We start from the raw sequence: 22,644 nt of genomic DNA on the forward strand, positions 1-22,644 counted from the left end.
AAGTCCTAACATTCGCGCGGCCCTGATTCATCTCGGGGCCGCGTTTTTGTTTCCAGCCGAATGAATGAATCGGCATGGTCGATGGAACCCAGCAGCGACGCGACGCTGGTTTTCCCCTCCAGAATCGACTCCCACTCGACCGCAGACTCTTCGTTCTCCTCATCTGCCATCATCTGCTCATGCGCCTCGATGGCGGAAATGGCAAACGCTGCAACCTCAAGCATCTGCGTCTTGAAATCCCCCGCAGGATAGCGGAAGGCAAATCGCAGCAACTCCAGCCAGGTCTGCGGCGTGCTCAACTGGTTGAAATGCGGACCGGCAGCGGACCGTTGCTGGGCACGCAGGCTCTCGATTTGACGATAGATTTCCTTCATAGAACTGCTGGAAATAACGGCCCGTGCTTAACAAAGCCCGCCGGGCTGCGCAATCCCAAACCAAGCTTCATCGCCGAATCAGGGAAAGCCCCGATGCGCCGTAATTCTTTGCGTCCGCGCGGCTCCGCTGAATAGACTCGCAGCGATGCCTGTCCTGTTTCTGGAAACTAAAGAGCCGCTGGCGAGACAGGTCGCCGCGTTCCTTTTGGCCGATATAAACACGCTGCCCATCGACCTCGCCGACACCCAGGTCTGGGTGCCCACGTCGGGGGCCGGTCGGCGCATTCGCGAGGCGCTCGCCACCCTCGCAGCGGAGCGCGGCACGGGTGTTCTCTCGCCTGCGTTTCTCCAGCCGATGCAGGCGCTTCTGCCCGAAAACCGGCCCATCGCCACCCGCTCCGAACGCGAGGCTGCCTGGCTTGCTGTCCTGCGCGACTCGGCTCCCGAGGACTACGATCAACTCCTCCCCGACCCGGCGGTGCTCACCAGTGCAACCGGCGGACTCGGAGTCGCGGGAATGTTCTGCGATCTGGGCGATTTGCTGGCCGAAGGCGGACTCGACCCGGCGCATTCGTTGCTAACTAAAATCTGCGACTCCGACGCCGCCCGCTGGGAACAACTCGCCGCGCTCCACGCCGCCTATCTGCGCACGCTCGCCGCCGATCAACTCCACGACCCGAATGCACTGCGACTCGACTCTGTCGCCCACCCGCGGCCCGCTCCGGGCATCCGCCACGTGGTCGTCGCCTGCATTCCCGACCTCGCCCAGGCCGCCGCCAAATATCTCGATGGCCTCGCCAGAAACGCCACTGTCACCATTCTCATCTGGAAACCCGCCCCCGTCTCAAGCGGTTGGGACGCCTGGGGCCGCCCGCTGCCCGACGAATGGGCCACGTGTCCCATCGCCGTAGAGTCGAGTCAGATCGCCGTCTCGCGGCAGGCCGACGAGGAGGCCGCCAGCGCCCTCGATTTCCTCGCTGCAGCAGACACGCCCGGCGACTTCGCGCTCGCTCTGGCCGACGAAACTCTCGGAGCCCAGCTCGCCGGGGAAATCACCCGCCGCAGCGGAGTTCCATTCCAACCAGAAGGCCGCGTCCTCGCCACCGAAGAGGCCGCCAAGATCGCGCTCGAATGGGAAAAATGGCGCACCGGTCACGACCTCCGCGTCCTGCGCAACCTCCTGCAATTCCCCCACTTCCACCGCTGGCTCGGCGGCAGGGTGGAGTTGCATCCCACTCAGTTGCTCTCCGCCTGTGACCATCTTATCGCCGAGCCTCTCGCTGAAACTCTGGAGCAGGCGCAGGATTTCATCGCCGCCTTCCATGAACTAACGGATAGAAAGAATCCCGCCACAGACTGGGCACGTTCGTTGTTAGGAGCGCTCGACAACTCCCGCGATGTTAGTTTCCCCGAAATCCTAACCTCTGCCTGGGAACGCTCCCCCGACGGCACTGAAGCCGCCCGGCGCGTGCTCGAAATCTGGGAAGAACTCTCGCACTCGCCGCTCTATCTCCGCTGGCCCGAGGGACGACTCCCATCCTTATCCAGGGCGTTGCGGGCGGAACGTGTTTTCACCGCCGCGCCCGAGGGTTCCATCGAACTCTCCGGCTGGCTCGAAACGCCGTGGCTGGAGGCCGAGCGCATCGCCGTCTGCGGCTGCGTCGAGGGCCGCCTGCCCACCTCCGTCGGCGAGCATCCATTTCTCCCCGACTCGAAACGCGCCGCGCTCGGCTTGCAGGACAACGCCCGCCGACTCGCCCGCGACGCCTATCTACTAACCTGCCTGCTCGCGCGTCACCGCACGGAAAACTTGCGGCTGAGTTTCAGTCGATTCGACGCCGAGGGCTCGCCCGCGCTTCCCTCGCGACTCCTCCTGCGCACGTCCGCCGAAGCCCTGCCCGCGCGCATCCAGATGGTCTTCGCCGCCACTCCTAACATTCGCCGCCAGCCCTCGCGCGAGAACGGCTGGCTCTGGAGTCTTCCGGAAAATCAGCGCCGTCTCACTCACGAGAAGATCAGCCCCACACAATGCCGCGACTACCTCGCCTGCCCGCTGCGGTTCTATTGGAAAAACGTCCTGCGCCTCGACACCTACGACGCCGATCCGAGAGAGATGGACGCGCGCCGTTTCGGCATTTTGCTGCATCGCGCCGTCGAAGAGTTTGGCCGAAAAGCGCCCGATGAATCGAAGCGCGAGTTGATCGAGAAGCTCGTGTTAGAAGAGTTTGCCACCGAGGCGCGCCGGATGTTTGGCCCCTCGCCCACCGCCGCCATTCGAGTGCAACTCGAATCGGGCCAGGTCCGGCTCCGCGCCTTTGCCCGTGAGCAGGCGAAGCAGTTTGCCGCTGGCTGGAGAATCCTCGAAGTGGAAAAGAAGTTCACCGATCTAACATTGGGTCCGCTGAAACTTTCCGCCCAGGTGGATCGCATCGAGCAGCATCCCGAGCACGGCTGGCGCGTGATGGATTACAAGACTTTCAGCAACCCCGATCTGCCGGAGAAGAAACATTTCGGACCGCCGCAGCCCGATCATTTTCTCCCGCAATCGCAGGTGGTTTTTGCGGGCAAGGCGAAATCCTGGATCGACCTGCAACTCCCGCTCTACCGTCACATCGCGGCGCTCACCTACGAGTCGAGTTCCATTCAAGCCTGCTACTTTCTCCTCCCTGCCGACCCGTCGGAAACGCAGGTGATGCCACTGGAACTCGACGCGGCGACCCATGAGTCCGCCCTCACTTGCGCCGAGGAAATCGCGACTCGCATCTCTCGCGGAATCTTCTGGCCGCCGCAGTCGCCCACCGCGAGTTGGGGCGACGCCTTGGGTGGGTTGTTTCTGAATGGCGCTGTCGAGAAATGTTTCGATGCTAACACAATCGAGTTTTTGAAAGGACGGCCATGATCCAGCACGAAATGCTCATCGCCAACGCGGGCAGCGGCAAGACGTATCGACTAACAGTTAGAACAATCACGCTGCTGGCCATGGGAGTCGAGCCAGGGAAAATCGCCGCGCTCACTTTCACGAGAAAAGCCGCCGGTGAATTTATGGCCGCCGTCTTCCTGCGACTGGCCGACGCGGCAACGAATCCTGCGTCACTCCAAACCTTGCAGCGCGATACTAACATGGCGCTGGACGCCGCACGATGCCGCGAGTTGCTAGTCGTTCTAACCTCGCAGATGCACCGGCTTTGCATGGGGACGATCGATAGTTTGTTTGGCCGCATCGCACGCTCCTTCCCTCTGGAAACCGGACTTGCAGGCGACTTCAGCGTCCTGAGCGAGACAGTGAGACAAGCCGCCTGCCGCGAGACGCTGGCCAGTCTTTTTCGCGAGCAAGGAGAGAACGAGGAGCGCTTTCAAGACTTCCTCGATTTGGTGCGCCAGCAGAGCCGCAAGCAAAGTGAGCGTCAGGTTTTTGACACGTTGCTCAAGTCGGTGAATACGCTGCACGACAAGTTTCTAACTACACCGCCCGACACGGTCTGGGGCGACGCCAGCAGCATCTGGCCCGACGGCTGCGCCATCCTACAGGCGGGCGATGTTTCCACCGCTGCCGACGCGCTTTGGGACGCGATCATCACCACCCACCCGATGTTAGATCAGAAGGCGATGGATGCGTGGGAAAAGAATTTGCAGGCCGTGCGCGAGAGTTCTCCCGAGCGCAGCTGGAGCAAGGAAGTGAAGACGTTCGTGGAAAAGAAACCGTCCATCGACAAGGAGACGGAGGCTGAATATCTCCCGACCGGCGGAGCTAAGGCTGCGAGAGTTTATCTGAATGCAGCCGTCTCGCAGGCGCGCCGTGAACTACTCCATGCGCTGATCAAGCCGCGACTGGAAGATTTGTTGCGCCGCAGCCGTGCGCTGCATGGAGTGCTCGGCGCTTTTGAGGTGACTTACAATCGACTCGTGCGCAGTCTCGGCCAACTAACCTTCAGCGACATCACGTCCGTACTAGCAGCGCAGGTGGATTCTCCAGACTGGCGCGCAACGGTGGGTTATCGATTGGACACGAAGTTCGATCACTGGCTGCTCGATGAATTTCAAGACACCAGCCGCCTGCAATGGAAGGTTCTCCACGGGCTGGTCGATGACATCATTCAAGATACGGATGGCACTCGTTCCTTCTTCTATGTCGGCGACACGAAGCAGGCGCTCTACTCGTGGCGCGGCGGCGATCCGCGGTTGTTTTTCGAGATTGCGAGGCACTACAATCGTCCCGGCGCGGAACGCATTGTGAAGGCCGATCCGCTCGATGTTTCCTATCGGTCCGATCCAAAAATCATCGAGGTGATCAATCGCGTTTTCGGACATCTAACCTATCTGTCTGAGCCGTTGCAGTTGCCGGAGAAAACCACCAGTGAATGGACTCAGGCCTGGGTCGCGCACGAAGTGGCCGAACACCTGTCTAACAACACCGGCTATGTGCGCTGGCAGCCGGTGGAAAAGGACGATGACGACGAGGACACTGGAAATCCGATAGACCGGGAGATTGTTAGCATTTTGCAGGAAACGCGACCTTGGGAACGCGGCTGGAGTTGCGCCGCATTGAAGCGCAGCAACAAGTCGGTCGAGGCGCTGGCTGCTCTGTTGCAGTCGCACGGCATTCCCGTCGCGGTGGAAGGCAAGGCGAACCCGTGCACCGACAATCCATTGGGAGTCGCATTGTTATCGGCGTTTCGTTTTGTGGCGTCGCCAGAGGACAAGCTTTCCGGGATGTTTGCGGCGGCGATGTTAGATGAGGGTGAGTTTAAGTTTCGGGAGCAGGCTTTGGCGACGATTGCGCGGGAAGGTTTTACCGGCGCGACACAGGCCTGGCTGAATCGAATGGAACTCAGATCTGAGCCATTTCTAACATCGCGCGCGCACGATTTCCTAACAGCGGCCACGCAGTTCGATGCGACCCGGCAAATGAGTGATGACATCGGAAGTTTTGTGCATCACATCGAGAACTATCAGCGTCAGGAACCCGAGGGAGCCGGGGTGGTTCGCGTAATGACTGTCCACCAGGCGAAAGGTCTGACGCTGGACATGACGATTGTCTCTGGTCTGGACGCCGAACCGCTGGCGAAGGACGACTCCGCAGGGTCGCTCGCACTGGAGAAGAATCGACTCGGAGAACTCTGGGGAATGCTGCTGCCCGGTGGTGAAATTTCCAAGAATGATCCGGTGCTAAACGAGGCGCGAATGGATTTGCTGTCGACGTCGGCTTACGGGGAACTCTGCACGGCTTATGTGGCGATGACGCGGCCCCGACATGGACTCTATTTGCTAACCAAAAAGATCAAGCCGAACTCCACTTGTAAAAACTTTGCGAAGCTGCTGGAACTGAGTCTGGGTTACACAGAGACTTCCTATGAGTTGGGAGACCGTGATTGGTATCTAACTCGACCGTTGTTAGGAAAAACTGCGGATGTGGAGGATGTTAGCATTCCCATCCTGCCGAAGCCTTTGCATGGGACTCCGCACTCACTCGGCCCCTCGGCAAAAGCCAACCCGGTTTTCTTTTCTGCGGAAGCCGCGCGCATAGGAACGGAAGTCCACTCGGCGCTGGCGCAGATCGAATGGCTGGAGGATGGGGCGGCGCTGCCAGCGAGTACGCGGAAGTTGTTGGTTAGCCCTGAGGTGAAAGCGGTTTTCTCCAAGCCAGCCGGTCCGTTTCTGCTCTGGCGCGAGCGCGCATTTGAGTGCGTGCTGAATGACGCATGGGTCGCAGGCATTTTTGATCGGGTACTGATTCACCTAGATACGAATGGAACTCCCGTGGCGGCGGACGTGGTCGATTTCAAGACGGAAAAAGGCGATTCGCAGAGTCTGCAAACAAAGCACGCGGGCCAGATTTCTACCTATCAACGTGCGGCGGCCGTGTTGTTAGGACTCGACATTGCCCAAGTGAGCTCACGAATCGTGGGTGTAAACTAGCCATCTTCCGGGAGCACACGCGTCCCGCGTGTTCCAGCGGATGCCTCGTCCGATGGCGAGAACCGGCCCTTTCGCGAGACGCAAAAGGGAACACGCGAGACGCGTGCGCTCCCGAAAACCTACAAATCGCCGCCGTAGGAGATGAGCTTGCGGTATTCGCCAAGTATCTCGCTGAGCGCCAGAACGAAGACATCGCGCTGCAAGTCGAGTGGCGCGAGGGCCGGGGTTTCCAGGACGATCTCGAACGGCGCGGGATTCACATCATGCGGCGCGGAGAGGATGCCGGCGTAGCCGCTGCGGATGACGCCTTCGACGGCGTGAAATCCGTCGATTTGGTTGGAGAGGTTAGTCGGGAGAAGGTGCGACGCGGCGGCGAGCGAGGGCTTTAGCAGGTGCTCGGTGAGCATGGCGCCCTTGACGAATCCATAGACGCCCTCGCTGGTGTCGTCGCTGTGCAGGGCGATGAGGCCGTCAAAATGTTGCGTGAGAAGTTCGTGCTCCAGCAGACCGACTTCGGGCTCGGTCGAGCCGCGCCAAAACTCGCGGTTGAGATCGACTCCGCTGCGCGAATGCCGCGTGCCATCGATGAAGCCGGTGGGGTTGCAAAGTGGATAGATGCGCAAGTCGTAATCGCGTCCTAACATCGGGTCTTCGGAGAGCAATTTAACGAACGCGATGAGCGCGTGGAGCCCGGCGGGTTCGTCGCCGTGAATGGTGGCGAAGAGGCCGATCTTAATGCGTGTTTTCTTGATCCGCGTGCGTCGAAAGGTGAAGCGCGGCAGCCAGAAACGTTCCTCGCCGACACGCCAGAAGCCGAGGGATTCTGCGCGCAGGGTATCGGACTCGCCCGCCAGCAGAAAAAGCGGGAGGAGGGTTTCTTTGATGATCGAAGAATCGGGCACGGGACGGGGAAAATGCGGGAAGTCGCGGCGTTGCGCAACCGGGAAAGAATGGAGTTGCGAGGGTGGAAGCGGCCCTTATCATTCACGGCCAATGTTTGAATTACTAGGAACGGATCCAAAATCCATGGCCCGGCGCGGGCGGGTGACGACGGCGCATGGAGTGATCGAAACGCCGATTTTCATGCCAGTCGGCACGCAGGCGACGGTGAAAGCGGTCTCGCCTGACGAGTTGCGGTCGCTTCAGGCGCAAATCATTTTGGGGAACACGTATCACCTTTTTATCCGACCCGGCATGGAGGTGATCCGGCATTTCGACGGGTTGCACAAGTTCATGAATTGGGACGGGCCAATCCTGACCGACAGCGGCGGTTACCAGGTGTTCTCGCTGGCGAAACTACGGAAGATCACCGAGGAAGGTGTCGCGTTTCAGAGTCATCTCGACGGTGCGCCGTGTTTCATCGGACCGGAGACTTCGATGCAAATCCAGGCCACGCTCGGGTCGGACATCGCGATGTGTTTCGACGAATGCCCTCCGTATCCCTGCGAGTATGACTACGCCGCGACTTCGCTCGACCGGACTTTGCGCTGGGCGAAACGCTGCCGCGACTGGTCGGCCCAACATGCCCCGGCGCATCAACGCGTCTTCGGGATCGTGCAGGGCTCGTCGTTTCCTGAGTTGCGGCGGCGCAGCGCGGAGGCTCTGGCGGAGATGGATTTCCCCGGCTACTCGGTCGGCGGCGTGAGTGTGGGCGAGCCAGAGGAGGGCATGATGGCGGCCGTGGAATACAGCACGCCCTATCTGCCGGCGAGCAAGCCGCGTTATGCGATGGGACTCGGGACGCCGCCGCAAATGGTGGAGATGATTGCGCGCGGGATCGATATGTTTGACTGCGTGCTGCCGACGCGGATCGCACGAAATGGGACGGCGTTTACCGATGAGGGAACGATTAATTTGAAGAACGCGCAGTTCATCATGGACAAGGGCCCAATCGAAGGCGGTTGCGAATGTTACGCGTGCCGCAATTTCACCCGCGGCTACCTGCGGCACCTGATCAAGGCGGAGGAAATCCTCGGTCTGCGGCTTCTCAGCCTGCACAATCTCCATTACTATTTGAACCTCATGAAACGGGTGCGGACAGCGCTGGAGGCGGGGAAGTTTGATGAATTTAGGAAGGCGTTCGTTGGAAATTACCGGGCGCACAACGCCACCGAGTTAGGCACGTAACTTGCGGCATTTAGTTGAATGATCAGTCAAGCCGCTTATCTGCCAGCCCGCCGGGTGATCCCCTACAATCTCCTGCTTCTCACCGCCACTCTGACGATGACTTTCCTCACCTTTGTGAAGGAAAGCGGGATGTATCAAAACGAATGGCACAGCTGGCGCGCTCTCGCCTACCTGCTCGCGATGAAGCTGTATTATCCGCTGCTCGTCGTGAATCTGATGGTGCTGCTCATTTTCGCTAGACACCACCTCGTCCGGCGCAAGCCCTCGTTCATTCTCGCGGCGGCGGCGGTGACTTTCGTGATCAATGTGGCGCTTTTTTCCGCCAACAACGTCATCAACCTCATCGACGGCAGACCGCTGCACTGCTTGCACAAAGGGATCGGCTGGTAAAATTATCTCGCCTTTGCGGATATTTACCAGTTGTCAGACGAGGAAATCGTCCCACAGTTCCTTATATGCAAATCCATGTTAGCCCCCGTCATCTCAAACTCACCGCAGCCATTCACGGATACGTCGCCGAAAAGGTAGAGCATCTGGAACATCTCGCCGGTGAAATCGTAGCGGCCCACGTCGTGCTCCTGCATGACGAGACGGCGACCAAGGCTTATAGCGTCAAAGTTCACCTCGCTGTGCCCGGCCCGGACATTCACGCCGAGGACAAGGAAAACGATCTCTATGCCGCGATCGACAAGGTCGTGGACAAAGTTGCCGGCCAGTTGCGCAAACGGAAAACAAAGTTGACCGACAAGACCAAGCGCGTCCTCCAAGTCGCCGCCGAGCGCCGCAAGGGCAAGGCCTTGCGCTAATAGTTAGCTAGCTTTTGTCACCGGCGGTGGTTGCGAGATTAATGCAATCACCGCCATGACGACCATCAGCCCGTTTAGACTCACGGGATTGAAGGCCGCGTGCAACATCGCCGGGGAATGACTGGCGATTCCCAGCACTCCGCCGAGCATGATTCCAATGGTGGCCCAGAGCGGCCAGCGCAGACGAGGAATCGCTAGTACTAACACTCCAAACAATATCTCCCCCATGCCCATGGTTTGCAGGAGCGCGGGAACGAATTGAATGTCCACGCTCATATCGTGGAGCAGGGTCATTTCCGACCAGTCGCGCCAGATGACTTTCGGCACCAGCCCGTGGTATATCCACGCGAGTGCAATGGAAGTCCGGGCTAAAAAATAGATTCGAGTTAGATTGGGATCAGCGGATCCGGCAGAGGCGTTTTCCAAAATGGCTAGTGTTAGAGAAAACGCTCCCGAAGCTCGGGCGTTGGAATCATGCAGGCATCTTTTTGACCAAACCAACGATAGCGGTTTCGGGCGATAAAATCATAGATCGCATCCCGTAGAAAACGCGGCAGCACGAGGAAGAGTCCCATCCATTTCCATGGGGCCGACAGGCGGCGCAAAATCTGCAACGCCGCGTCGCTCCGAGTGTAATGCGAGTCGCCCACGCTTAGGACGATGGACGACAGTTGCTGCGTGGGAAGGTGATGTTTCTCGAGGATTTCCGCCCCGGCGGTCGATTGCAGCGAGGTGAATCGAAACTGCCCCGCTGCATCGTGCCGGATGACGAATTGCACAAACCCGTCGCACAGGTTGCAGACGCCGTCGAAGAGGATGATGGGATTCACAGTCAAAAAATGGACCGGAACCCCGCCTCGTGCAAGCGTCCGCCGCGTTTACCTGCAGCCGTAAGACCGGTAATACCGAGGCCGCGAGTAATAAACGGGCGCGTCGTAATACACCACCCGGGTGCGCGGGCGATAGTAGCGGACTTCGTCGTTGTAGTAGGTCACTGGGCGATAATACGTCCGGCGATAACCATAATCGCAGCGATCATAGACCCGCACGGGAAGGCCCAATCCGATGGAGAGATTCAGCCCTGCTTTTGCTTCGCTGGCGAAGCTGGCCATGGCAGTAAATGCAACTAGTAGAAGGATCAATTTTTTCATGGTGAAGAAGTGAGTTACAGAGAAATGGACGGAGCCATTTTCAATTCATTCAAAAGAGATTTCGTCTTTCGCGCTAATAGCGGACGCTCGCCTGGCAAAAAAGATCGGGCCCGAGTTTTTCATAGCTAACCTGCTCCAGCTGGATCGCGCTTTCATTCGATTCGACGCCGAGTCCGGCCACGGCTGGCTTGTCGCCGCCGACGAGCATGGGCGCGTAGAAAAAGGCCACGCGATCCACGAGCTTTTTGTCGAAGGCGGCTCCCAGAATTTCTCCCCCACCCTCGATCAGCACGCTGGTCGCCTGGCGTTGGCCGAGTTCCTCCAGAGCCGTGTCCAAGTCGTCGAAAACCAGCGTCCGCTCCTTCCATTCGTCGGTGAACAAATTGGAACTCGCAGGCAGATTTCCGCTCCGCGAAACGACCACGCGCCAGGGCTGGCGTCGCGTCGCGCGCGGGCCGAGACCGCGAATGGTGAGTTGGGGATTGTCGCGGCGAACGGTTTCTGCGCCGACCAGAATGGCATCGACTTGTGCTCGAATCTGGTGCGCTCGTTTCCGCGCTGGAGCCGAGGTGAGCCACTGGCTTTCGCCGGGCGGACGCGTGATGCGGCCATCGAGCGACATCGCGCATTTGGCGATGACCAGCGGCATTCGAGTCACAATCCAATGGTTGAAGGCTTCGTTCAGCCTGCGGCATTCGTCTTCCAGAACGCCGCTCACCACCTCCACTCCAGCACGGCGTAAAATCTCCAATCCGCGTCCGGCGTGAGCGGGGTTAGGGTCGGTCGTGCCCACTACCACGCGGACGAAACCGTGCGCCAGAATCGCCTCCACACACGGCGGCGTAAGGCCATGGGTCGAGCACGGTTCGAGTGTGATAAAGATCGTCGCGCCGCGAGCCGCAGCCGGGTCGGGCAGCGCGCGAATTGCCTCGATCTCGGCGTGCGGACGACCCGCGCGCCGGTGCCACCCTTTCGACAGGAGCTGACCGTCTTTCACGATCACCGCTCCGACAGCGGGATTCGGTGAGGTTTTTCCGAGGCCTTTGCGTGCTTCTTGCAACGCGAGTTGCATCCAATCCGCGTCGGCCTTCATTCGACTTCCATGGAAATGGGGGCGAGCCGGTTGCGGATCGAGTCGGCCATTTTCTCGACGATTCGACTGCGACTCCGATCAAAGGCAAACGCATAGCGGCGCTTGTTTACAGCGTCGGCCAGGCGGATTTCGTCGAAGAGAAAACCCGGAATCCGCTCCACGGTGCCGCCATCGAGTTCCAATGTCTCGCGCACTTTTTTCCACCGCGATTCGCCCACGAAATAGAGGCGGCCCGGTTCCTCCACGGTGGCGATGAGCGCGCCGAAATGGTTGGCGGGCAGCCCTTTTCGAGTCAGGCACGGCACGGACCAAAGGACTTTTTCGTGGAGCAAATTTAGTTCCGCAAAGCCTTCCGCGACGCGGCCCGAGAGTTCGTCGGAGAGACCTTCCTCGGCGCGTCCGAACGCGGGCAGATTGAGTTTTCGGTAGGCCAGCCAGAGCTTCGCCTTCACGGCGCGGAAGAGTTTGGGCGCGAAGTAGAGCGTCGTCATCAGCACGAGCAGAAAAACCACCAGCGCCAGAATCGGATTGAAGTGCAAGAGCGCCAGCCCGCCGAGCACCGCGAAATCCTCGCCGAGACTGAGCCCGATGTTGGTGAATGGCTCGGGCGATCCGTTGGCAATAATCCGAGTCCCGGCCTTGGCGCTGTGGGTGGCGAAACTCATCGTTCCGGCCATCAAGCCGACGATCACAAGGAAGGTCGGCGAGGCATCTCCGAGCACGCGCGTGGCCAGCAGCGCGCCGCCGAGCGGACGAATCACCGTGTGCAGCGTGTCCCAAAACGTATCGACCCAAGGGATTTTATCCGCGAAAAACTCTAGCGCGAAAAAGACGCCCGAGATGCCGAGAATCCAGTCGTCGCCGAGGAAGGCGAGCTGCTGGAAGTCGCCGCTCAACGTGATCCAATGCATGCGGATCGCCAGCCCGCTGGCGAAGACGGTGAGATACAGATTGAGCCCGGAAAGCATGGCCAGGCCAAAGGCGATGCCCAATAAATGGAGGCTGTTCATGCGCCCGCATCCTGAACCGGGAAACGCCCACGTGCCAGAGCCGAATTCGTGGGAAAAGCCCATTTCGAGTGCGGGAATGCCGCCAACCGTGCCGAAAACACTCCTCCCGCAGCCGGAATGGTATCCCCTACGCGTCGGCAGGCATTCCGCGCTTTGCACCGGCTTCGCCATCTGCCATAACTGCATGCGATGACTCCACAAACGCAAATCGAGCCCGCCGTGTTGGAGGACATCCCGCAACTCACCGAGCTGCTTTATGACCTGTTTTCGCAGGAACCCGACTTCCGGCCCGACACCGAATTGCAGATGCATGGCCTGAAAATGATTCTCGAACAGCCCAATCGCGGTCGCATTTTCGTCCTGCGGAGTCAGAACGCGATCATCGGCATGATCAACCTGCTCTTTACCATCAGCACCGCCGAGGGTGGAATGGTCATCCTCCTCGAAGATTTGGTCGTGCGGCAGCAGCATCGCGGCCAGGGTTACGGCACGCAGCTCCTCGAATACGCTTTTAACTTCGCCCGGCAGAAAAATTTCCTACGCATCACCCTGCTGACCGATCGAATCAACGAGGCGACGATCAAATTTTATCAGAAACACGGGTTCGTCACGTCGGACATGGTCCCGATGCGTTACTGGATCAAACGCGCGGGCGAATGACGGATTTCGTCGATCTCGGACATACCCGGGTGGATGTCGCCCGGGAAGCGCGCTGCGGATTTCCCGAGGTGGTCTTTTGCGAAAGCAAGACGCCGGAGCAGGTGGCCGACATTGCGATGGTGCTGGTGGAGAAAAACGGGCTTTTTCTCGGCACGCGGACGAGTCGCGAGCATTTTGCAGCGGTCGCTGGCCGTCTGCCGGAGGCGATTTACCACGAACTGGCCCGCTGCATTACCTGGCAAAAAAACACAGTCGAGTTCCATGCCACTGTGGCCGTGGTCTGCGCGGGAACGTCCGATTTGCCGGTCGCCGAGGAAGCGCGCGTGACTCTGGAGGCGTTTGGCAACGCCACGAAATCTTTCACCGACATCGGGATCGCGGGCCTGCATCGGCTGCTGTCCGTTCGCGACGAAATCGAGGCCTGCGACGTGATCATTGTGGTCGCCGGAATGGAGGGCGCGCTGCCCAGTGCCGTCTCGGGGTTGACCAGCAAACCGGTGATCGCCGTGCCGACAAGCGTCGGCTACGGGGCGAATTTCGGTGGTTTGGCCGCGCTCCTCGGGATGCTGAATAGCTGCGGCAGCGGCGTGACGGTGGTGAACATCGACAACGGCTTTGGAGCGGCGTACGCGGCGGCGAGCATCACGCGATTGCTGAAGAGAAACTGAGTTTTTTAAACGGCGTCGGCGAGTTTCGGCATTTCGGTGAGAGCCGATTCGACTTTGGGCGGAACGGCGGGTTGGAAGTTGTTCGTGATCAGGCGGGCCGCTTTTCCGAAGGTGAAGTAGGAGTAAGTCCACTGGGCGAAAACGAGGAACTGATTGCGAAATCCGACGAGAAACGCCAGGTGGACGAAGAGCCATGCCAGCCATGCGGGTAAGCCCGTGAATTTAATCCAATGCAGGTCGGCGACGGCCCGGTTGCGCCCGATGGTGGCCATGCTGCCCTTGTCCCAATACTCGAATGGAGTCGTCGCCCGACCGCTGGCGAGCGCGAGGACGTTCTTCGCCGCATGCTGTCCCATTTGAATGGCGACGGGCGAAACTCCGGGCAGCGGCTGGCCTTTTTTGTCAGTGAAATGCGCCATGTCGCCTAGCGCGAAGATTTCCGGGTGACCGGCAATGGATAAATCGGGCTGCACCAGGACGCGTCCGGGACGATCCACTTCGCCGAGCATTTTCGCCAGTGGCGAGGCGGCGTTGCCCGCGGCCCAGATGACGGTGTTGGCGTTGATGTGCTCGCCTTCGACGGTGACGCCGGAGGCATCGACGTTGGTCACTTTCTGATGCACGCGCACATCGACACCGAGTTCCGCGAGATCGTCGTAGGCGGCGGCGGAGAGGTCTTCATCAAACATCCCGAGGACACGCGGCGCGGCGTCGATGAGGATGATACGACTCACACTCGGATCGATTTTTCGGAAATCGCGCTTCAGCGCCTGTCGCGAAAGTTCGCCGATAGCCCCGGCCATTTCGACGCCGGTCGGGCCGCCGCCGATAACGATGAAAGTCAGCGCAGCCTGCTGTTCCTCGGGAGTTTTCGCTTTTTCGGCGACCTCAAAGGCCGTGAAAATCCGCCGCCGAATCTCGACCGCGTCCTCCAAAGTTTTCAAGCCGGGAGCAAATTGCTCCCATTCCGGGTGGCCAAAATACGAGTGGCGGGCCCCGGTGGCGACGACGAGGAAGTCGTAGGAAAACGCGTCGTCCTTCGTCGTGACCGTCCGGGCGTTGATATCAATGGAAGTCACCTCAGACCAGAGCACGCGGATGTTTTCCGCCTCGCGCAGGATGAACCGCAGCGGCTGGGCGATGTTCGCCGGAGACAGTCCCGCCGTGGCCACCTGATAGAGCAGCGGCTGAAAAAGGTGATGGTTCGTCCGGTCGATGAGGGTGACATCGACGTCCTTGTCGGCCAAACCTTTCGCAGTGGCGAGGCCGGCAAATCCGCCCCCGATGATGATGACTCGTTTCTTTTCCATGGTTGCAAAGGAATCGTTGCTGAGCCGCCCGGGGATGCGGATTATTTTCTTAGGGGAAGGTTAGATAGGTGTAATCCTTCAGCCCTTTTTCGTAGTGGCCGAGCAAGCGCATGGCTTCGTTGGGCTTGAGCCGGTCGGACTTAATTGCGGCATCGACCTGGGCTTTAACGAGGCGCATCAGCTCGTTGGTGTTCCATTGCGTCATGCCGAGAACGTTGCCGATCGTGCTGCCTTCGATGGTTTCCTCGATGTAGAAACCATCTTCCTCGTCCTCGTCGAGGAAGACGTGGGCCTCGTTCACGCGACCGAAAAGGTTGTGCAGATCGCCCATGATGTCCTGGTAGGCACCCATCAGAAAGAACCCGAGATAATACGGCTGGCCGGGCTGCAATTTGTGCAGCGGCAGCGTGCCTTTCACGTCTTCGAGGTCAATGAATTTGCTCACTTTTCCGTCGGAATCGCAGGTGATATCGACCAAAGTCCCGTTGCGCTCGGGGTGTTTGTCGAGGTGATGGATCGGCATGATCGGGAACAATTGCCCGAGCGCCCAGTGGTCGAGGAGCGACTGGAAAACGGAGAAGTTGCAGAGGTATTGGTCGCCGAGGGCGGTCTCCAGATCCTTCACCTCTTCGGGGACGTAGCGCAGTCCCTTGCAATGCTGCACGATCTCGGTCGCGATCTGCCAATAGACCGTCTCGATCTTCGCCTTGTGCTCGAGTTCCAACAGGCCAAGGTCGAACATCGAGAGTGCCTGATCGCGGATTTGCACCGCATCGTGGAGACTCTCCATGCGATTCTGGCGGGAAAGATTTCGCTGAATTTCCAGAACGTCGGACACCAGTTTGATGTCATCCGCTTCCAACTCGACTGGTGCGCTCGTTTTGCTTTTCTCAATCGCCCCAAACGCCTCCACCAGCAGGATGCTGTGATGCGCCACGATGGCGCGACCGCTTTCGCTCACGATTACCGGATGCGCCACCTCCTCCGAGTCGCAGACCTCCATGATGTTGTAAACAATGTCGCGCGCATATTCCTGCGTCGTGTAATTCATCGACGACTCGAACGCCGTTCGACTTCCATCGTAATCGATCCCCAAGCCGCCGCCGACATCCATGTAACCCATCGGATGGCCCATCTTCGCCAGCTTGGCGTAAAACCGAGTCGCCTCGCGCACCGCCCGCTTGATCACCCCGATGTCCGGCACCTGCGATCCGACGTGGAAATGAACCAGCCGCAGACAATGCGCCAGCCCTTCTTTCTTGAGCATTTCCGACGCCGCTACCAAATCCGCCGTGCTCAGGCCAAACTTCGCATTCTCGCCCCCGCTCGTCGCCCATTTGCCCGAGCCTTTTGCCTGCAAGCGGACTCGCAGTCCGATCATCGGCTCGACTTTCATTTCCTTGGAAACGGTTAAAATCTGCCGAACCTCCTCCAGTTTTTCCACCACCATGATGACTTTTTTGCCCAGGCGAATGCCGAGCAGCGCATTCTGGATGAACGACGAATCCTTGTAGCCGTTGCAAATGATCAGACTCTCCGGGTCTTCATGTGCCGCCAGAGCCGCCAGCAACTCCGGCTTGCTCCCCGCTTCCAGCCCAAAGTGGAATGGAAGTCCCGCATCCACGATTTCCTCCACGACCTCACGTAGCTGGTTCACCTTGATCGGAAACACGCCGTTATAGACATTCTTGTAACCCGCATCCGCGATCGCACCCTGAAACGCCTTGTTGATCGTCTCCACCCGATGCCGCAGCAAATCCTGAAACCGGATCACCATCGGAAACGTCAGCCCGCGCTTCTTCGCCGCATCCACCACCTCCATGATATCAATCGAACTCGACTTCTCGCGAGTGGGCATCACCTCGACATGGCCCTTGGCATTGATGTTAAAATAACCGGTCCCCCAGCGGTCGATATTATAAAGGGAAATGGCGGAGGGAATGTCCCAAGTTTCAGTCATGGGCGGAGATTAAAGGACCACGGCGGCAATGCAATATTCGCGATGTGAAAAAAAATCTTAGCAGTCTGGCTGGACGGTGAAGCTCCTCTCCAGAACTCCGTGAGCGGCGATGGTTTGGATGCCGAGTTTTTCCTCGAAGGGACGCTGCTCGTGATGATCCGGCAGGCCCCAGCAGGGCTCGACGCAGATGAAGGCTTCACCGTCGGACCAGAGCGTGAGATAGGGAGCCTGGGAATAATCGAGCGTCGTTTTGCGGCCGGAAACGGGGTCTTCCACGACGAAGATCCGCTGGGGCACGTCGGCCAGATCGAGGAGAAAGGAGCCGGGAAGTTCCGCCACGGGAAACGGCATCAGGCCGCCGGGAAAATCGATTGTTTCCGTTTCACCGGAGAGGAAATTTCCGGGGGCGAGATGGCGCTTGTAGCGACCTGGCGGGAGCATGATTCGCATGGAAGTCAGATCAGAAACGGCAAAACCCGGGTGCAGTCCGAAGGAAACGTGTGTCTCAAAGTCATCCCGGTTTTCAAAGCGAAAAGTGACCTTCAACTCCGTGTCCGTGAGCGCATAAGTGATCGCAAAATCGACCCGAAACGGATATTCCTCCGCCGCAATATCATTGAAACTCCAATGATGGGTGAGACTCCCCTCGCCTAGCTCAGGAGCCGCGAAGATTTTGTGCCGGAGAAAGCTGTGCGTGCTGCCTTTCACGGGCATTCCGCGATAGCTGGAGACCTCGTTCAAAATCCGGTGAACGTAGTAGCCCATGACTGTGGAATGATTATTCCAGCCGTTGGGGTTTTTGCTCAAATCGCCATCGCGAAAGAGAAATCCGACCCATTCTCCAGCGGCGTTTTTCCGAGCCAGACTAACCAATTCCGCTCCCATGCGGCTGACTTGGATGCGCAAGGTTCGCGATTTGTTAGTAAGAATGTCGATCATGGCTTGAGTGGCTCAGGTTTTTTGAAAGCGTCGGGAGTTGCATTGATATTGGTGAGAATGCCCGCGCCAACCGAAACGATGAACGGCTCCTCCGCGAGATGCGCGTAAACGACATCGCCCTCGGTTTTGCCAAATTGCACGGTCGCGAGCGGAGTTTCTCCCTTGGCTGCTTCCGCCGTGTTCTCGCTGGAATAACTACTCAGTCGGATGGTTAGCACCGGCTGGTCGAGGCCATACGGCTTCAAGTCGGCTGCGGTGTCATCGACGAAGGCTTTCGTCTCGGTGTTGTTGAGGACGTCGATCACGCGTTTGATCTCCGTGTCATTCGCAGGCTGGCCGCCTTCGAGGAATTTCCAATGCTCCTGATCACGAGCGAAAACCAGCGGCGGCTGGCCCGGTTTTTCGATGGTTACGCGGTCGATCAAATCCTCCGATACACGAGTTAGCTTGTTATCACGCAGATCGTTGGGCTTCACGCCGAGTGCGATGCCGATGCTCTTCGGAACCACAAAAACTGAGGGTCGTCCGACCACGCGCACGTAGATTTTTTCGGGGTCCTTTTCCGTCGGTGAGCCGACTTCGATTGTTTCCTGCTCATCGCTGGTTCTGGCTTGGAATGAAATGGAGCCACGCGGCTCGGCGAGTCCGTATTTGGCGAGATTTCCCTCCTCCGAGGCGATGAATTCCGCGATGGTTAGATTATTAACACTGGAGATCAAATCGAGGATGCGCGCATTCGCGGCCCGCGCCTTGATCGGCGTCCGTAGGTTCCAGTCGTCACCAGTTTGCCCGAGATCGATTTCACCCGCTGTAGTCTTGAATTTCACCGCGGAAACATTGCTGCTCTCGAAGTGAGTTAGATGCCGATCACGGAAATCGCCGGTGTCCTTGACCAGTAGATTTCGCAGGTCGGATTTGATCACCGAAATGTCATCATCCGTCTCGGTGCGGGCATAGATTTTTCCCTCGAAGGCGGTGTCTTTTCCAAAGTGGATTTCGCCGGGCGCGCCGTCTCCCAGCAACTTCAGCCGAACCTTGGCTTTTTGCACTCCGTAGTCTTTTTGCGCGTCGCGCAGTTTGCCGCCCTTGCCGAGTTTGTTGATGACTCCAGAACGACTCACCTCGGAGGCAGCCGCCAGAATCGGTGTGATGCTCGCCGGGTTCGCGCGATCCTTCACCGGACTCACCATCATCCATTGGTCGCCCCTCTTGCGGAGTTGGATTACATTGTCGCCATTGGTAATGTCCAGACCGGTGATTTTAGACTGGTCAAACTTCATCAAGTATTGCTCATTCTCGTCCTGTTCGCGGGTGGATGGCCGGCTTTTTTCAAAGAAGAAAACATAGGCCGCCAATCCGGCGACGACTAACAAAAGTAGAATGGTGTTCCTGGATTTCATGGCGCAAAAAAAATCTAGCGCCGACGCGACCAGCAGACGGCAAACCCCAGGAGCGCGACCGCACTCGGGATGACGATGAGGACGTAGAGACTCAGTTTGCTGAGTTGATCCTGCGTGAGGCCGAGTTTGAAGTTTTTCTTCTCAATCGGCGGAATCGAAATGAATTCCTCGCGACTCGTCAGCCAGTTAACCGCCGCGATGGAGAAATCCAGATTCTGTGAAACCAGGTGCTGGTCGTTTAGAAAGTCCGCGTTGGCGAGGCAAACCATGCGGGCAGATTCGACTTTCACTCGCTCGTCGTTGACCGCGCCCTGCTCGATGGCAACCGCCAGCACCAGCGGACTTTCATGGTCGATGCCTTTGTCGAATTTGAGCGGCTCATCCTCGCCTACAGCGTAGTTCGTTTCGCCCCAGTAACCTTCCTCGGCCTTGATCAATGGAGTCAGCCGGAGCTGCTTGGTTTTGGCTTGGGCTTGATCGATTCGCAACGATTGCGTCGGACCATCGAGGCTCGTTCTAACACCAGCGAGATCCTTGGTGATTGGGTGGTTGGGAAGGAAGTTGGAGATGGTGTTTTTGTAAACGCCGAGCAAGCCGTTGCCCATGTCCTCGGTCTTCTTCACGCGATCATTTTGCACAGTCACTCCTAACTCGCCGAGCCATGCGACGAGGTTTGGAGTGGCCTGGTTCGGATCGAGGAAAATAAATAGCCGGCCTTTCTTGCTCCAGTAGTCTTTCAGCAACGCCAGCGCGCGATCTGTGGGATCATATTTCGGAGCGGTAATGACGATGGCCTTCGCGTCATCCGGGATTTTTTCGACGTTCAATAAATTCAGCGAAGCCGAGGCGAGATTCTGCCGCTCCAGATAGGTCATGAAAGTTTTGTTATATGGCTTGCCAATGAAATCGAGGCCGCCCATTCCCTCGACGAAGTAGATTTTATTCTGCGCGGGCTCAATCACTCCTAACAATCCTTGGGTAATGATTTGCTCGCCTTTGAAAGCCTTTAATTCTGGTGTGGAAATGGCAGTCTCAGTCGGTCCAAACTCCAGCATGTCGGCGACGTTAAGGAACTTGTTGCGTCCTTGATAGTCGAGGATGACCAGCGCTTCGGCGGATCCAAATTTATACTTTTGCTGGAGCTCCTTGGCACGATTGAGATCCTGGTAAGGATTGACTGTCTCGATGTCGATCCTCTTGCCCTGCGCCTTTGCATTGATCTGGTACTCGGCCAGCAAATCTTTAATATCCACCGCTACTGGTGTGGCAGGTGAGACCAGGACGACGATCTTTAGTTTGTCGTGAAGCTGGCCGATGACTTTCCTGGTCTGCGCCGAGATGGAACCCTGGTGCTGGCGGGTAAAATCCCAGCGCTTGAAATGGTTGAAGGCAAGATAGTTAACAAACCCGAAAATGACGAGTCCGAGAACAATCTGAAGAGCGACATTGAACCCGATTCGGACGCGATGAATCTGATACGTCTCGTGCGGGGAATCGGTGGATGGAGTATCGGCCATGGGAATGCTAGCAAAAGGTTAGGACTTCCATTTCCGTCTTTGGAAAATGTGATAGGTCAGCGTCAGAAAAAGCGTCGTCATGGAGAGATAAAAAACGATCGGCCGCGAGTCGATAATGCCTTTTGAGAACGTACCCATGTGGTCGATGGCCGAGAAATAGGAAAGCAAATCTCGCAGGTTCTGATTCATATCGAGCGCGAAAAGCGAAATGACACCGGTGAAGAAAAAGAGAGCCACAGAGACGCCGGAAATGACGGCGGCAATGATTTGATTGTTAGTGACCACCGAGGCCAGACAACCGATGGAAATGTAGAATATGCCGAGCAGCAGGATCATTCCATAGGAACCCCAGATCGCTCCGGAAGATGCGGCGGCGTTTGTTTGCGCGACCTGTTGAAATATGACGAAATAGAGCAGGCTCGGGAGCCAGAGAATGATGTAGAAAACGACGGCTCCGGCAAACTTCGAGAGCACGACTTGCAGGTCGGTCACCGGGGAAGTCATCAGCGTTTCGATGGTTCCCATTTTGAACTCCTCGGAGAACGTCCGCATCGTGATCAACGGGAAAATCAGGACGAACGGGAACCAGAAAAAGAAGTTGTTAAAGAAGCCCTGCACGATGCTGACATCGGTCGGCGCGGTGTTGATCAACGTGACGACCCACTCGAAGTTCCAGCCCGTGGCGAGCAGGAAGAAAAAGAGGACCACGTAGGCGATGGCAGATTGGAAGTAGGAGGAAAGCTCGCGATTCCAGAGGGTGAGAAACTTGAACATATTAGTGATCGGAATGAGTGATCTCAACGAAGACATCCTCCAGCGTGCCTTTTTGGCGGGAGAGTTCGCGCAGTTGCCAGCGACGCTCGACAGCTAGGCGGTAAATGTCCTCGCGCGGATCGGCCTGGGCATCGAGGCGGAGTTGGAATGTATTCCAGCCGTCCTCGGTTTTGACGCTTACATCCTTCACGCCAGGGATGACTTTGAGCTGACTCAGGCCGTCGTCAGCACCGGTCTTGGCCTCCAGCAAAATGCCGCCGGCGGTGCGCATGTGTTTGACGAGATTTTCCGGTGTGTCGGAAGCTTCGATCTTGCCTTTGTTGATGATGATCACCCGGCTGCAGGTCATTTCAACCTCACTCAAAATGTGCGTCGAAAGAAGAATCGTATGGCTTTTTCCGAGGCTCTTGATCAGGTCGCGCACCTGCCGGATTTGATTTGGGTCCAACCCGGCTGTGGGCTCGTCGAGAATGAGCAAATCGGGTTCGTGCAGGAGCGCGTCCGCCAGGCCGACGCGTTGACGGAAGCCGCGGGACAACGTGCCGATGATGCGGTTTTCCACCTCTTGAAGATTGGTGACTTCCTTGGCCATGAGGAGCGAATCACGTAATTTCCGGCCGCCGATTCCTTTCAGCGCGCCTCGATATTTCAGGTATTCCGTGACCCGCATGTCCATATAGAGCGGGACGTTTTCCGGCATGTAACCGATGCGGCTGCGGGTCTTCAGCGAGTCCTCGAAGACGTTGTCTCCGCCAATCCACGCGGTGCCGCTGGTGGCGGGCAAATAGGACGCGAGGATTTTCATGGTGGTGCTTTTGCCAGCGCCATTGGGCCCGAGAAAACCGACGATTTCGCCCTTGGCGACTTCGAAGGAAATGTTGTCCACAGCGGTGCGTCCGCCGTAGCGTTTGGTTAGGTTCTCAACTCGAATCATGGGGA

Annotated in this window: 21 protein-coding genes; 7 read left to right on the forward strand and 14 right to left on the reverse strand. The window is 58.0% G+C overall.

What is annotated here, in order from left to right; genetic code table 11:
• Window positions 1–5: 5 nt before the first annotated feature.
• Window positions 6–374, reverse strand: a complete 369-nt coding sequence (locus tag ABIT76_04305; protein ID MEO7932364.1) for a hypothetical protein — start codon at window positions 372–374, stop codon at window positions 6–8.
• 145 nt (window positions 375–519) lie between these two features.
• On the opposite strand from ABIT76_04305, the gene ABIT76_04310 reads away from it, so the two are divergent.
• A complete protein-coding gene (locus ABIT76_04310; protein MEO7932365.1) occupies window positions 520–3,273 on the forward strand; it encodes a PD-(D/E)XK nuclease family protein in 2,754 nt (917 codons plus the stop codon).
• Window positions 3,270–6,290 carry a UvrD-helicase domain-containing protein gene (locus tag ABIT76_04315; GenBank protein ID MEO7932366.1) on the forward strand — a complete coding sequence of 1,007 codons (3,021 nt, stop codon included), beginning with the start codon at window positions 3,270–3,272 and terminating at the stop codon, window positions 6,288–6,290. The genes ABIT76_04310 and ABIT76_04315 overlap by 4 nt, the downstream gene beginning before the upstream one ends.
• Window positions 6,291–6,409: 119 nt before the next feature.
• On the opposite strand, the gene ABIT76_04320 is transcribed toward ABIT76_04315, so the two are convergent.
• Window positions 6,410–7,192 (reverse strand): succinylglutamate desuccinylase/aspartoacylase family protein, encoded by a 783-nt coding sequence (locus tag ABIT76_04320; GenBank protein ID MEO7932367.1) that lies wholly within the window; start codon window positions 7,190–7,192, stop codon window positions 6,410–6,412.
• 91 nt (window positions 7,193–7,283) lie between these two features.
• Here ABIT76_04320 and tgt point away from each other — a divergent pair, with 91 nt between their 5' ends.
• The 3 genes from tgt to raiA all read left to right on the forward strand — a co-directional run bounded on the left by tgt (window position 7,284) and on the right by raiA (window position 9,223).
• The gene (tgt, locus tag ABIT76_04325; protein ID MEO7932368.1) at window positions 7,284–8,417 is read left to right on the forward strand and encodes a tRNA guanosine(34) transglycosylase Tgt; all 1,134 of its coding nucleotides are present in this window, start codon (window positions 7,284–7,286) and stop codon (window positions 8,415–8,417) included.
• 18 nt (window positions 8,418–8,435) lie between these two features.
• Window positions 8,436–8,807 (forward strand): hypothetical protein, encoded by a 372-nt coding sequence (locus ABIT76_04330; protein ID MEO7932369.1) that lies wholly within the window; start codon window positions 8,436–8,438, stop codon window positions 8,805–8,807.
• Between the two features lie 65 nt (window positions 8,808–8,872).
• On the forward strand, window positions 8,873–9,223 hold the full coding sequence (raiA, locus tag ABIT76_04335) for a ribosome-associated translation inhibitor RaiA (GenBank protein MEO7932370.1): 351 nt from the start codon (window positions 8,873–8,875) through the stop codon (window positions 9,221–9,223).
• A gap of 3 nt (window positions 9,224–9,226) precedes the next feature.
• Here raiA and ABIT76_04340 read toward each other — a convergent pair whose 3' ends face one another.
• The 5 genes from ABIT76_04340 to ABIT76_04360 all read right to left on the reverse strand — a co-directional run bounded on the left by ABIT76_04340 (window position 9,227) and on the right by ABIT76_04360 (window position 12,477).
• Window positions 9,227–9,649, reverse strand: a complete 423-nt coding sequence (locus tag ABIT76_04340) for a DoxX-like family protein (protein MEO7932371.1) — start codon at window positions 9,647–9,649, stop codon at window positions 9,227–9,229.
• Between the two features lie 11 nt (window positions 9,650–9,660).
• Entirely contained in the window at window positions 9,661–10,053 is a 393-nt protein-coding gene (locus ABIT76_04345) for a thiol-disulfide oxidoreductase DCC family protein (protein MEO7932372.1), read from the reverse strand.
• A 48-nt stretch (window positions 10,054–10,101) separates the two neighbouring features.
• Window positions 10,102–10,374: a hypothetical protein gene (locus ABIT76_04350; GenBank protein MEO7932373.1), complete on the reverse strand. Its 273-nt coding sequence runs from the start codon at window positions 10,372–10,374 to the stop codon at window positions 10,102–10,104.
• A gap of 73 nt (window positions 10,375–10,447) precedes the next feature.
• The gene (gene ribD, locus ABIT76_04355) at window positions 10,448–11,467 is read right to left on the reverse strand and encodes a bifunctional diaminohydroxyphosphoribosylaminopyrimidine deaminase/5-amino-6-(5-phosphoribosylamino)uracil reductase RibD (GenBank protein ID MEO7932374.1); all 1,020 of its coding nucleotides are present in this window, start codon (window positions 11,465–11,467) and stop codon (window positions 10,448–10,450) included.
• Window positions 11,464–12,477: a DUF4126 domain-containing protein gene (locus ABIT76_04360; GenBank protein MEO7932375.1), complete on the reverse strand. Its 1,014-nt coding sequence runs from the start codon at window positions 12,475–12,477 to the stop codon at window positions 11,464–11,466. Before ABIT76_04360 ends, ribD begins: the two co-directional genes overlap by 4 nt.
• A gap of 189 nt (window positions 12,478–12,666) precedes the next feature.
• On the opposite strand from ABIT76_04360, the gene ABIT76_04365 reads away from it, so the two are divergent.
• Together ABIT76_04365 and larB are read left to right on the forward strand one after the other, a co-directional pair.
• The gene (locus tag ABIT76_04365; GenBank protein ID MEO7932376.1) at window positions 12,667–13,137 is read left to right on the forward strand and encodes a GNAT family N-acetyltransferase; all 471 of its coding nucleotides are present in this window, start codon (window positions 12,667–12,669) and stop codon (window positions 13,135–13,137) included.
• On the forward strand, window positions 13,134–13,805 hold the full coding sequence (gene larB, locus ABIT76_04370) for a nickel pincer cofactor biosynthesis protein LarB (protein ID MEO7932377.1): 672 nt from the start codon (window positions 13,134–13,136) through the stop codon (window positions 13,803–13,805). The genes ABIT76_04365 and larB overlap by 4 nt, the downstream gene beginning before the upstream one ends.
• Window positions 13,806–13,810: 5 nt before the next feature.
• On the opposite strand, the gene ABIT76_04375 is transcribed toward larB, so the two are convergent.
• From ABIT76_04375 to ABIT76_04405, 7 genes are read right to left on the reverse strand one after another with little or no spacing between them, the layout of a single operon-like run.
• Window positions 13,811–15,115, reverse strand: a complete 1,305-nt coding sequence (locus ABIT76_04375) for an NAD(P)/FAD-dependent oxidoreductase (GenBank protein ID MEO7932378.1) — start codon at window positions 15,113–15,115, stop codon at window positions 13,811–13,813.
• 49 nt (window positions 15,116–15,164) lie between these two features.
• Window positions 15,165–17,075 (reverse strand): biosynthetic arginine decarboxylase, encoded by a 1,911-nt coding sequence (speA, locus tag ABIT76_04380; GenBank protein MEO7932379.1) that lies wholly within the window; start codon window positions 17,073–17,075, stop codon window positions 15,165–15,167.
• A 57-nt stretch (window positions 17,076–17,132) separates the two neighbouring features.
• A complete protein-coding gene (locus ABIT76_04385; GenBank protein ID MEO7932380.1) occupies window positions 17,133–18,014 on the reverse strand; it encodes a hypothetical protein in 882 nt (293 codons plus the stop codon).
• The gene (locus ABIT76_04390; protein MEO7932381.1) at window positions 18,011–19,414 is read right to left on the reverse strand and encodes a DUF4340 domain-containing protein; all 1,404 of its coding nucleotides are present in this window, start codon (window positions 19,412–19,414) and stop codon (window positions 18,011–18,013) included. The genes ABIT76_04385 and ABIT76_04390 overlap by 4 nt, the downstream gene beginning before the upstream one ends.
• 14 nt (window positions 19,415–19,428) lie before the next feature.
• Window positions 19,429–20,931: a Gldg family protein gene (locus ABIT76_04395; protein MEO7932382.1), complete on the reverse strand. Its 1,503-nt coding sequence runs from the start codon at window positions 20,929–20,931 to the stop codon at window positions 19,429–19,431.
• A gap of 18 nt (window positions 20,932–20,949) precedes the next feature.
• Window positions 20,950–21,705 (reverse strand): ABC transporter permease subunit, encoded by a 756-nt coding sequence (locus ABIT76_04400; protein ID MEO7932383.1) that lies wholly within the window; start codon window positions 21,703–21,705, stop codon window positions 20,950–20,952.
• A 1-nt stretch (window position 21,706) separates the two neighbouring features.
• Window positions 21,707–22,639 (reverse strand): ATP-binding cassette domain-containing protein, encoded by a 933-nt coding sequence (locus ABIT76_04405; GenBank protein MEO7932384.1) that lies wholly within the window; start codon window positions 22,637–22,639, stop codon window positions 21,707–21,709.
• Between the last annotated feature and the right edge of the window lie 5 nt (window positions 22,640–22,644).

Source organism: Chthoniobacterales bacterium (genome assembly GCA_039930045.1).
Classification (GTDB): domain Bacteria; phylum Verrucomicrobiota; class Verrucomicrobiia; order Chthoniobacterales; family DASVRZ01; genus DASVRZ01.